The organism is Kitasatospora sp. NPDC056651 (assembly GCF_042792155.1).
Classification (GTDB): Bacteria; Actinomycetota; Actinomycetes; order Streptomycetales; family Streptomycetaceae; genus Kitasatospora.
On record NZ_JBHTWX010000061.1, the window covers coordinates 41,197 to 52,357 of the forward strand.

Annotated in this window: 10 protein-coding genes and 2 tRNA genes; 2 read left to right on the forward strand and 10 right to left on the reverse strand. The window is 74.0% G+C overall.

The window, feature by feature from the left end; translation table 11 throughout:
• Window positions 1-99 precede the first annotated feature (99 nt).
• On the forward strand, window positions 100-1,164 hold the full coding sequence (locus ACFRAR_RS23115; protein ID WP_380700035.1) for an adenosine deaminase: 1,065 nt from the start codon (window positions 100-102) through the stop codon (window positions 1,162-1,164).
• Between the two features lie 8 nt (window positions 1,165-1,172).
• Here the strand turns inward: ACFRAR_RS23115 and ACFRAR_RS23120 are convergent, their stop codons facing one another.
• From ACFRAR_RS23120 to ACFRAR_RS23155, 8 genes are all read right to left on the reverse strand, one after another.
• A complete protein-coding gene (locus tag ACFRAR_RS23120) occupies window positions 1,173-2,216 on the reverse strand; it encodes a UDP-N-acetylmuramate dehydrogenase (protein WP_380700036.1) in 1,044 nt (347 codons plus the stop codon).
• A gap of 79 nt (window positions 2,217-2,295) precedes the next feature.
• Complete coding sequence (locus ACFRAR_RS23125; protein ID WP_380700037.1) at window positions 2,296-3,747, reverse strand: MFS transporter; 1,452 nt, start codon at window positions 3,745-3,747, stop codon at window positions 2,296-2,298.
• A gap of 88 nt (window positions 3,748-3,835) precedes the next feature.
• Window positions 3,836-4,399, reverse strand: a complete 564-nt coding sequence (locus ACFRAR_RS23130) for a TetR/AcrR family transcriptional regulator (RefSeq protein WP_380700038.1) — start codon at window positions 4,397-4,399, stop codon at window positions 3,836-3,838.
• A 98-nt stretch (window positions 4,400-4,497) separates the two neighbouring features.
• On the reverse strand, window positions 4,498-4,920 hold the full coding sequence (locus ACFRAR_RS23135) for a MaoC family dehydratase (protein WP_380700039.1): 423 nt from the start codon (window positions 4,918-4,920) through the stop codon (window positions 4,498-4,500).
• A gap of 5 nt (window positions 4,921-4,925) precedes the next feature.
• On the reverse strand, window positions 4,926-5,384 hold the full coding sequence (locus ACFRAR_RS23140; protein ID WP_380700040.1) for a MaoC family dehydratase N-terminal domain-containing protein: 459 nt from the start codon (window positions 5,382-5,384) through the stop codon (window positions 4,926-4,928).
• A 116-nt stretch (window positions 5,385-5,500) separates the two neighbouring features.
• On the reverse strand, window positions 5,501-5,665 hold the full coding sequence (gene rpmG / locus ACFRAR_RS23145; protein ID WP_006604855.1) for a 50S ribosomal protein L33: 165 nt from the start codon (window positions 5,663-5,665) through the stop codon (window positions 5,501-5,503).
• A gap of 83 nt (window positions 5,666-5,748) precedes the next feature.
• A tRNA-Met gene (locus ACFRAR_RS23150) sits at window positions 5,749-5,821 on the reverse strand.
• Window positions 5,822-5,865: 44 nt separating this feature from the next.
• Window positions 5,866-5,938, reverse strand: a tRNA-Thr gene (locus ACFRAR_RS23155).
• Window positions 5,939-6,216: 278 nt separating this feature from the next.
• On the opposite strand from ACFRAR_RS23155, the gene ACFRAR_RS23160 reads away from it, so the two are divergent.
• Window positions 6,217-7,482 carry a hydrolase gene (locus ACFRAR_RS23160; protein WP_380700041.1) on the forward strand — a complete coding sequence of 422 codons (1,266 nt, stop codon included), beginning with the start codon at window positions 6,217-6,219 and terminating at the stop codon, window positions 7,480-7,482.
• Window positions 7,483-7,781: 299 nt separating this feature from the next.
• Here the strand turns inward: ACFRAR_RS23160 and ACFRAR_RS23165 are convergent, their stop codons facing one another.
• Together ACFRAR_RS23165 and ACFRAR_RS23170 are read right to left on the reverse strand one after the other, a co-directional pair.
• Entirely contained in the window at window positions 7,782-8,456 is a 675-nt protein-coding gene (locus ACFRAR_RS23165; RefSeq protein WP_380700042.1) for a response regulator, read from the reverse strand.
• A complete protein-coding gene (locus ACFRAR_RS23170) occupies window positions 8,453-11,080 on the reverse strand; it encodes an ATP-binding protein (RefSeq protein WP_380700043.1) in 2,628 nt (875 codons plus the stop codon). The genes ACFRAR_RS23165 and ACFRAR_RS23170 overlap by 4 nt, the downstream gene beginning before the upstream one ends.
• Window positions 11,081-11,161: the final 81 nt, after the last annotated feature.

The window sequence follows — 11,161 nt, forward strand, 5'->3', positions numbered from 1 at the left end:
ACATTCGGGATTCACCCGACACGCCGCCTCCTTTCACCCCTTCAGGGGATCGAAAGGAGGCGGTTCCCGTTCGGGGGCCGTATACGGCAGTATTCGCGAATGGAACGCCTGTTGAATCCGCGAGACGTCAGGGGCCTCCCGAAGGCCCACCTGCACCTGCACTTCACCGGCTCGATGCGCCCCGCCACCCTCCTGGAACTGGCCGACAAGCACGGCGTCCGGCTGCCGGAGGCGCTCAGCTCCGGCGAGCCGCCCCGGCTGCGGGCCACCGACGAGCGGGGCTGGTTCCGCTTCCAACGGCTGTACGACACCGCCCGCTCGGTGCTGCGGGACGAGGAGGACATCCGCCGGCTGGTCCTGGAGACCGCCGAGGACGAGCGGCGGGACGGATCCCGCTGGCTGGAGATCCAGGTCGACCCGACCTCGTACGCGCCCCGGCTGGGCGGGCTGATCCCCGCGCTGGAGCTGATCCTGGACGCGGTCGAGCACGCCGCCGCGGCCACCGGGGTGGGTATCCGGGTGCTGGTCGCGGCCAACCGGATGAAGTCCCCGATGGACGCCCGGACGCTGGCCCGGCTGGCCGTCCGCTACGCCGACCGCGGGGTGGTCGGCTTCGGCCTCTCCAACGACGAGCGCCGGGGCCTGGCCCGGGACTTCGACCGGGCCTTCGCCATCGCCCGCAACGGCGGGCTGCTGGCGGCCCCGCACGGCGGCGAGCTGGCCGGCCCGGAGTCCGTCCGGGACTGCCTGGACGACCTGGGCGCCGCCCGGATCGGCCACGGCGTGCGGGCCGCCGAGGACCCTCGCCTGATGGAGCGGCTGGCGGACCGGCAGGTCACCTGCGAGGTCTGCCCGTCCTCGAACGTCTCGCTCGGCGTCTACGAGCACCCCGAGGAGGTGCCGCTGCGCCGGCTCTTCGACGCAGGGGTGCCGCTCGCCCTGGGTGCGGACGACCCGCTGCTGTTCGGCAGCCGGCTGGCCGCCCAGTACGAGCTGGTCCGGGACGTGCTGGGCTTCTCCGACGCCGAACTCGCCGAACTGGCCCGGCAGTCGGTGCGCGGCTCGGTCGCGCCGGAGGCGGTCCGCAAGGAGCTGCTGGCGGACATCGACGGCTGGCTGGTCGGCGACCGCGCCCCCGCGGAGGCGGCCGCCGTACCCGTCTGAGGCCCGGACTAGAGCTTGACGCCCACCATCACCGGCTCGTTCACCAGCTCCACCCCGAAGGCCTCGCGGACCCCGTCCCGGATCTCCCGGGCGAGCGCCAGCAGGTCCTCGGCGGTGGCCGAACCGCGGTTGGTGAGTGCCAGGGTGTGCTTGGTGGAGAGCGTCGCCGGGCCGCTGCCGTAGCCCTTGCCGAAGCCCGCCTTGTCGATCAGCCAGGCCGCCGAGGTCTTGGTGCAGCCCTCCGGGGCCGGGTAGGCGGGGGCGTTCTCGGCCCCCGGGCGGGTGCGGAAGGACTCGTACTGCGCGGCCGTGAGCACCGGGTTGGTGAAGAAGGAGCCGGCCGACCAGGTGTCGTGGTCCGCCGGGTCCAGCACCATGCCCTTGCCGGAGCGCAGCTCCAGCACCGCGCCGTACGCCTCGGCCAGCGGCACCCGCTCGCCCTGCTCGACGCCGAAGTGCCGGGCCACCTCGGCGTACTTGACCGGGGTGGAGAGGCCCGCGCGGTCCGCCAGGGCGAACCGCACCCGCAGCACCACGTAGCGGTCCGGCTCGCCCTTGAAGCGGCTGTGCCGGTAGGAGAACGCGCACTCGGCGTTCGAGAGCGTGACCACCGCGTCGGCGGTGCGGTCGTACGCGACCACCTCGGTGATCGACTGCGCGACCTCCTGGCCGTACGCGCCCACGTTCTGCACCGGGGTGGCACCCGCCGAACCGGGGATGCCGGCCAGGAACTCGATGCCCGCCAGCCCGTGGTCCAGCACGGTGCGGCGGACCACCTCGGACCAGGTCTCGCCCGCCGCGACCTCCAGGACGGTGCCGTCCAGGGCGAGGCCCGTGGTGGCGATCCGCAGCGCGGTGCCGGGGAAGCCGGCGTCGCCGATCACCAGGTTGGAGCCGCCGCCGAGGACCAGCAGCGGTTCGCCGGCCGCGTCGGCCTCGCGGACGGCCGCGATCACCTCGTCGTCGGTGTGCGCGGTCACCAGGCGGCGGGCCGGACCGCCGAGCCGGAGCGTGGTCAGCGGGGCGAGGGGGGCGTCGTTTTCTACCAGCACGCCCACCAGCGTACGGGTGGCGGGGACGCCCCCCGGCACCCCCGCCACCCGTCGCTCGCCTCCCGCCGCCCGCCGCGGCTCAGATCCGGGCGGGCTCGGCCGGGCTCCCGGCCCGCTCCCCCTCGGCCTCGACCCGCACCCCGCTGCGCCGCGGGACGAACACCGCGGCGAGCGCCCCGAGCGCGACGGCGGCCGCGCCCACGTACAGCGCGGGCACCAGCCCGTCCGTGAAGGCCTCCGCCGACTGGTAGCCGCCCCGGGCCGAGAACACCGCCGCCAGCACGGCGACCCCGAGCGCCCCGCCGACCTCGCGCATCGCGTTGTTGGCGCCGGAGGCGATCCCCTGCTCCTGCGGCCGGACGCTGGCCATCACCAGCTGGGCGGTCGGGCCGAAGTACAGCGACATGCCGATCCCGCAGATCACGATGGCCGGGAGTTGGGCGACGTAGTCCAGGCCGGTGCTCCCGTCCACGACCAGGCCGAACAGCGCCAGGCCGACGGCCTGCAGCGCCAGCCCGGTGACCACGATCGGCCGGCCGCCGATCCGGTCGGAGAGGATGCCCGCGAGGGGCGAGACCAGCAGCGGCATCGCCGTCCAGGGCAGCATCCGGACGCCCGCCTCCTGCGGGCTGAAGCCGCCGACGCCCTGGAGGTACTGGCTGATCAGGAAGATCGAGCCGAACATCCCGAGGTACATCAGCAGGCTGGCGGCGTTGACGGCCGAGAAGGCCCGGACGCGGAACAGCCGCATCGGCAGCACCGGGTGGGCGGCCACGCTCTGCTCGTACCGGACGAAGGCGGCCAGCAGCAGGACGCCGCCGATCAGGGCGCCGAGGACCAGCGGGCTGGTCCAGCCGTCCGGGTTGCCCCGGATCAGGCCGAGCACGATGCCGAACATCCCCAGGCTGACCAGCACGGTCCCGGGCACGTCCAGGGTCCGGCCGGCTTCGCCCCGGCTCTCGCCGAGCCGCAGGAAGGCCAGCGGCAGCAGGACGAGGCCGACCGGAACGTTCACCCAGAAGATCCACTGCCAGGAGAAGTGCTCGGTCAGCGAGCCGCCGATCAGCGGTCCGGCCGCGACGGCGAGGCCACTGACCCCGGACCAGATGCCGAAGGCCAGTCCCCGCTTGGCCCGGGGCACGGCGGCGGTGAGCAGGGTGAGGGTGAGCGGCATCATCACCGCGGCCCCGACGCCCTGGACGGCCCGGGCGGCGATCAGCTCGCCGATCTCCGGGGAGAGGGCGGCCGCGGCGGAGCCGGCGGTGAAGACGGCCAGGCCGACCAGGAAGATCCGGCGGCGGCCGAAGCGGTCGCCGAGGGCGGCACCGAACATCAGCAGCACCGCGAAGCTCAGGGTGTAGGCGCTGACCGTCCACTCCAGGTCGGACAGCCCGCCTCCGAGTTCCTCGCGGATCGACGGCAGTGCGGTGGTGACCACCAGGTTGTCCAGTGCGGCCATGAAGCTGGCCGCGCTGACGATCACCAGGGTCCAGATCGCGGCTCTGCCCATCGCCGCCGGTTTCTCCGTCATGGTTTCCCCCAGGTTCCTCTAGGTAGTTATCGATCAATAACTTCTGTGGACCGAAAAAAGGCCGCACGGACACCGCCGTGCGGCCGGCCTACGCGGGCGGCCCGCACCCGTCGAAGCCGCCCCAGATCCGGTGGTCCGGCGGATAGCCGAGCGCCACCAGGGTGTTGATCAGCATCCCGTACGCGAAGAACTGCGTGGCGTCCTTCATTCCGCCGCCGATCCGGATCCTGACCCGGTCGAACAGGTCCTCCCACAGCAGCCGGGCGGTCTCCCCCACCTCGTCCTCACCGGCCGCCCTGGCCGCGGACGTCGAGACGTAGAGCTGCATCTGCATCATGAGCTGGTCGCCGTTCTCGACCAGGCCCAGGTACGCGGTGGACATCGCCTCCGCGGCCGCCTCGCCGGACAGCCCGACGGAGGCCTCGTCGAAGACCCGCCAGGTCTCCTCGACGCAGCGCTCGGCGGCCGCGGCGAAGATCGCCTGCTTGCTCGGGAACAGTCGGAACAGGTACGGCTGCGAGACGCCCACCCGGCGGGCGATCGCCTCGGTGGAGGTGCCGTGGTAGCCACCCCGGGCGAACTCGGTCAGGGCGGCCCGGACGACGCTCTCGCGCCGCTCCTCCGCGCTCATCCGGATGCTCGACTTCGCCATGGATCCCAAGTTAGTGGCCAATCACTATCTACGCAAGGCCCGCGCCGGCGGCCGGAGATCCCGTACGGGACCCCGGCCGCCGCGACCCCCTGGGCCGCTCAGCCCAGCCGGACGACGGCCCGGGACATCCCGAGCACCTTCTGGCCGCCCGTGGTGGCCAGCAGGTCGACCTGCACCCGGTGGTCGTCCAGCTTCTTGGCGACCTTGGCCGAGACCTCGACCACCGCGCCGACCCCGTCGTTCGGCACCGGCACCGGACGGGTGAACCGCACGCCGTACTCGACCACCGCGGCCGGGTCGCCGACCCAGTCGGTGACCACCCGGATCGCCTCGGCCATGGTGAACATGCCGTGCGCGATGACGTCCGGCAGGCCGACCTCCAGGGCGAACTTCTCGTTCCAGTGGATCGGGTTGAAGTCGCCCGAGGCGCCCGCGTACCGCACGAGTGCGTCGCGGGTCACCGGGAAGGACCGTGCCGGCAGCTCGGTGCCGACCTCGACCTCGTCGTAGCTGATCGCCATCGCGCTCACTCCCCCGCCTCGTCGGCGGCCCGGGCCACCAGGGTCATGACCGACGTCACCACGTGCTCGCCGGTCGCGTCCGTCACCTCGCCACGCACGGTGAGCACGTCGTTGCCCGCCAGCGACTTGATGTTGTCGATGGTCACCTCGACCGACAGCCGGTCGCCCGCCCGCACCGGGCGGGTGTAGGCGAACTTCTGGTCGCCGTGCACCACCCGGCTGAAGTCCAGGCCCAGCTCCGGGTCCTCGACCACCTGGGCGGCGGCCCGGTAGGTGATCACGAACGGGAAGGTCGGCGGGGCGATCACGTCGGGGTGACCCAGCGCCTTCGCCGCCTCCTGGTCGGCGTACGCCGGGTTGGCGTCACCGATCGCGGTCGCGAACTCGCGGATCTTCTCCCGGCCGACCTCGTACGGCTCGGTGGGCGGGTAGCTACGCCCGATGAAGGAGGGGTCGAGCGCCATGGCGGCTCCTCGGAACGCGGATGGATACGAAAAAACTCCGGGCCGCACCCCCTGTTGAGGAGTGCGGCCCGGAGTCAGAGACCTGATTCACACAGGCCCGGCGCCCTACGTGAGGGTCAGCGGGTCTCGCGGTGCGCGGTGTGCGAGTTGCAGCGGGGGCAGTGCTTCTTCATCTCAAGACGGTCCGGGTCATTACGCCGGTTCTTCTTGGTGATGTAGTTCCGCTCCTTGCACTCCACGCAGGCCAGCGTGATCTTCGGGCGGACGTCGGTGGCAGCCACGGGAGTGCCTTCCTTGGACAACGAATAAGAACACAACAAGAGTAGCCGACCGGGAGTGCGATCTCCCGACCGACTACGCGGGGTAGCGGTGACCGGACTTGAACCGGTGACACAGCGATTATGAGCCGCTTGCTCTACCAACTGAGCTACACCGCCACAGTGATCCGCAGCACAACCGGAGCTGAACCGCTTCACACCCGAGCCCCCATGCGGAATCGAACCGCAGACCTTCTCCTTACCATGGAGACGCTCTACCGACTGAGCTATAGGGGCGAACGAGGAAGAGATTACACGTTTCGCGCCCGGAGGTGAAATCCGTATCCCGCGGCGAAGACCGCAGGTGGGCGAGGTGCACGGACGAACGATCCAAGGCCCGGCGTTCGATCGGCCTGCGAGCCGGGCGGCCCGCCCCGGTACGACTATTGCCCGCCTCCCGGCGACCCGCCCCGCGGGCCCATAGGCTCGTCGCTCATTGATCGGGAGGACTGGCCGGCTGGACGGGCCAGCCGTACGGGGCCGACCGCGCGGGCCGGCCCGAGAAGGAGCCGGCGATGGACAGCGCAGCCGCGGACGGGCCGCACTCCGGGCCCGGACCGGCGGCCAACCCACTCGGGCACGGCCCCGTCCTGCTGCTCACCGACGCCCGGCTGGCCGACGGCCGCGTGGTGGACGTCCGGATCAGCGGCGACCGGATCCAGGCGGTCGGCACCGCCGGCAGCCTCGGCCCGCTGCCCGCCCTGCCCGGCACACCCACCGTCACCACCGGCGCCCGGATCGACCTGCGGGGCTACCTGCTGCTCCCGGCCCCCGCCGAGGCGCACGCCCACTACGACGCCGCCTTCTCCGCCGCCCTGCCCACCCCGCCGCCGGACAGCCCGGCCGACCTCACCCGCCGGATCACCGAGGCCGCGCTCACCTCGCTCGGCTACGGCGCCACCGCCCAGCGCACCCACGTCCGGATCGGCGACGTGCACGGCCTGGACCGGCTGGAGGCGGTGCTGACCGCCCGGCAGGCACTGCGCGGGCTGGCCGAGCTCCAGGCCGTGGCGATGCCCCGGCTGCTCACCGGACGGGCCGGCGCGGACGGGCGGGCCCAGCTGCGCGAGGCGCTCAAGCTCGGCGCCACGGCGGCCGGCGGCTGCCCGGAGCTGGACCCGGACCCGGCGGGGTACGTCCAGCTGCTGCTGGAGGCCGCCCGGGAGGCGGACTGCTCGGTGGACCTGCACACCGACGCCGAGGACGCGCCCCGGCTGGCCCGGCTGGTCGGGGCGCTGGCGCCGCTGCGGCCGAGGGTGACGCTCGGCCCGTGCGGGGCGCTGGCCCGGGGCGCGGCGACGGTGCTGGCGACCGCCGGGGTGCGGGTGGTCTGCCTGCCGCAGAACGGCTGCTGCACCGGGCTGGAGGGCCGGGCGACGGGCCTGCGGCCGGGCCTGGTACGGGAGTTGGCCGCCGCTCGGGTGCCGCTGGCGGCGGGCAGCGGGGCGCTGCGCGATCCGTCCAACCCGGTCGGCCGGGCGGATCCGCTGGAGTCGGCCTATCTGCTGGCCGCGGGTGGGGAGTCGGACCCGGAGGCGGCGTACGACGCGGTGGCGAACCAGGCCCGGGCGGTGCTCGGCCTGCCGCCGGTCCGGGTGGACGCCGGGTTCCCGGCGGAGCTGCTGGCGGTGCGCGGGGACAGCCTGGCCGGGGCGCTCGCGGGCGGGCACAGCCGACTGGTGGTGCACAGCGGCCGGGTGGTCAGCCGGACCAGCGCGGTACGGGAGTTCGCGGACACGGTGGCCCTGGCGCTGCCCCGGCAGTGCGGCGGGGACGACTGAGCCGGGCCCCGGCCCGTTCCGCGAACAGCTGGGGGCGCGCGACGGATGCCGCGCGCCCCTCCCCCACCTGCTGGCCGTCCGGGGACGGCGGCCGGAGCGGCCCCGGGCCTCCCCCACACGGAGCAGGGCCCGCTCCTTCGACCCCGACGCTACGCCCACGGAGCACCATCGCCGAGCGGCCTTGACGCCCTCCTGTCGCCCACCGCCCCGGCCTTGACGGCGCCTTGACGGATCGTCGGCGGGGCACGCACCGCCGCCCCGCGCGCCGTCGCCCCGCACGCCGTCGCCCCGCACGCCGGTCAGGGGACGTACCGGTAGCCGATCCCCGGCTCGGTCACCAGGTGCCGCGGCCGGGCCGGGTCGCGCTCCAACTTGCGGCGCAGCCCGGCGAAGTAGACCCGCAGGTAGTTGCCGCGCCCTTCCTGGGCCGGGCCCCACACCTCGCGCAGGATCTGCCGGCCCGGCACCAGCCGGCCCGGGTTGGCGAGCAGCAGGGCGAGGATGCGCCACTCGGTCGGGGTGAGCCGGACCGGGCCCGCCGGGCCGTTCACCGTGGTGGCCACGAGGTCCACGGTGTGGTCCCCGATCACCGGCAGGCCCGACGGCACGCCGCCCGGCGGCCGGCGCAGCACGGCGCGCAGCCGGGCCAGCAGCTCGTCCATCAGGAATGGCTTGGTGAGGTAGTCGTCGGCGCCCGCGTCCAGGGCGCCCACCTTGTCGGCGGCGTCGGTCCGGCCGGAGAGCACGATGATCGGCATCGCGTTGCGGGTCCGCAGGCCGCGCAGCACGTCCATCCCGTCGAGGTCGGGCAGGCCGAGGTCGAGCAGGACGGCGTCCGGGGCGTGGTGGGCGGCGCGGTCGAGCGCCTCGCCGCCGCTGGCGGCGGTGCGGACGGCGTACTGCCGGGCGCTGAGGTTGATCCGCAGGGTGCGCAGCAGGGCCGGCTCGTCGTCGACGACCAGGATCTCGCTCATGAGCCGGCCTCGCCGCGCCCGGCGGCGGGCAGGGTGAGCAGCATGGTGGTGCCGCCGCCCGGGGTCTCCTCGACCTCCAGGCTGCCGCCCATCGCCTCGGCGAGGCCGCGGGAGAGGGCGAGGCCGAGGCCGACCCCGGTGGTGTTGTCGGTGTCGCCGAGGCGCTGGAAGGGCAGGAAGACCCGGTCGCGGTCCTCCGGGGCGATGCCGGGGCCGCGGTCGATCACCCGGATCTCGACCTGGTCGGCGTGGTGGCTCGCGGTGACCAGGACGGGCACGCCGGGGGCGTTGTGGCGCAGCGCGTTGGTGATCACGTTGGCGAGCACCCGCTCCAGCAGCGGCGGGTCGGCGAGCACCGGCGGGGCTCCCTCCTCGATGTCGACCGTCAGGTCGGGCGGCTGGACGGGGGCGTACGGGTCGGGGAGGCTGTCGAGCGCCCGGGGCAGGATCTCGTCCAGGTGGGTCTCGGTGAGGTGCAGGGTGAGCGCGCCGGCCTGGAGGCGGCTCATGTCGAGCAGGTTGTCGACCAGTCTGGTGAGCTTCACCAGCGACTCGTCGGCGGTGGCGAGGAGTTCGGCCTGGTCCTCGGCCGAGAACTCGACGTCGGGACTGCGCAGCGAGCCGACCGAGGCGCGGGCGGCGGCCAGCGGGGTGCGCAGGTCGTGGCTGACGGCGGCGAGCAGTGCGGTGCGCATCCGGTCGGCGGCCCTGATCGGCTCGACCTCGGCGGCGGCCACGGCCAGCCGGTCGCGTTCCAGCGCGGCGGCGAGGTGGGCGGCGAAGGCGGTCAGCACCCGCTGGTCGGCGGCGGGCAGCCGGCGGCCGGTGAGCACCAGGACGGCTCCCTCGCCGGCCGGGACCTCGGTGGTCTCGTACGGGCCGGCCCCCTCGCCCGGCCGGTCGCCCTCGGGCTCGTTCCCGTCCTCGCGCTCGCGCCCGCCCCCGTGCCCGCCCGCCTGCCCGCCCCCGTGCCCGCCCTCGCTGTGGGCGAGCACCTCGCCGTCGGCCCGGGAGAGCAGGGCGACGGCCCGCATGCCGAAGGCCGTCCGGGACTTCTCCAGCAGGGCGGGCAGCGCGTCGGCACCGCGCAGCACGCTGCCCGCCAGGGTGGAGAGGGTCTCGGCCTCGGCGGTGGCACGGGCGGCCCGGCTGGTGAGCCGGCCGGCGTGGTCGACCACGGTGGAGACGGTGAGCGCGATGGCGGCGAAGACCACCAGGGCGACGATGTTGTTGGTCTCGCCGATGGTCAGGCTGTGGATCGGCGGGATGAAGTAGTAGTTGAGCAGCACCGAGGCGACGAACGAGGCCAGCAGGGCCGACACGGCGCCGCCGAGCAGGGCGACGATGACCACGCCGAGCTGGAAGATCAGCGCGTCGGTGGTCAGGTTGATGCTGTGGTGGGCCTGGGAGAGCAGGGCGGTGAGCAGCCAGGGCAGCACCAGTCCGGCCAGGTAGCCGGCGATGGTGCGGCGCCGGGAGTGGCGGCGGCCGAGCGAGGGCAGCCGGCCGCGGCCGGTGAACTCGTGGGTGACCATGTGGACGTCGATGTCCTCGGAGGCGTCCACCGTGGTCTGTCCGGTGCCGGGGCCGGTGAGGAAGCGGTTGATCCGGCCGCGGCGGCTGGTGCCGAGCACCAGCTGGGTGGCGTGGTGGGCGCGGGCGAAGGTGAGCAGCGCGGTGGGGACGTCGTCGCCGACGACCACGTGGTAGCTGCCGCCGAGGGTCTCCACCAGCTGCCGCTGCTGGGCGAGCGCGCCGGAGGAGGCGCCGGCCAGGCCGTCGCTGCGGGAGACGTGGACGGCCAGCAGTTCACCGCCGGCCGTGCGGTCGGAGATCCGGGCGGCGCGGCGGATCAGGGTCTCGCCCTCGGGGCCGCCGGTGAGGGCGACCACGACGCGCTCGCGGGTCTCCCAGACCCGGTCGATCTTGTGGCTGGCCCGGTAGTCGCGCAGGCCCTCGTCCACCCGCCCAGCCACCCAGAGCAGGGCGAGTTCGCGCAGGGCGGTGAGGTTGCCGACCCGGAAGTAGTTGGAGAGCGCGGCGTCCACCTTCTCCGCCCGGTAGATGTTGCCGTGGGCCATCCGGCGGCGCAGCGACTGGGGGGCCATGTCGACGAGTTCGATCTGGTCGGCCCGGCGGACCACCTCGTCCGGGACGGTCTCGCGCTGGGGGATGCCGGTGATCTTCCGGACGACGTCGTTCAGCGACTCCAGGTGCTGGATGTTGACGGTGGTGACGACGTCGATCCCGGCGGCGAGCAGCTCCTCGACGTCCTGCCAGCGCTTGGCGTGCCGGCCGCCGGGGATGTTGGTGTGCGCCAGCTCGTCGACCAGCAGGACGGCCGGGCGGCGGGCGAGCGCCCCGTCGAGGTCCATCTCCTCGAACTCGGCGTCCCGGTAGGCGCGTCGGGCCCGCGGCAGGACCTCCAGGCCCGCCAGCATGGCCTCGGTGTGGCGGCGGCCGTGGCACTCGATGTACCCGACCACGACGTCGGCCCCGCGCTCCTGTCTGCGCCGGGCCTCGTCCAGCATCCGGTAGGTCTTGCCGACCCCCGGCGCGGAGCCGAGGTACACCCTCAGCCGGCCGCCGCGGAGGCCGGTGCCGGTGGTGAGGTCGCGGGCCATGGGCACTGCTCTTTCCATCGGGAGGTGGTGCACGTCTGCGGACGCGGGTCGGCCGGCCCGGGCCCGGGAGTCGTCCTCCCG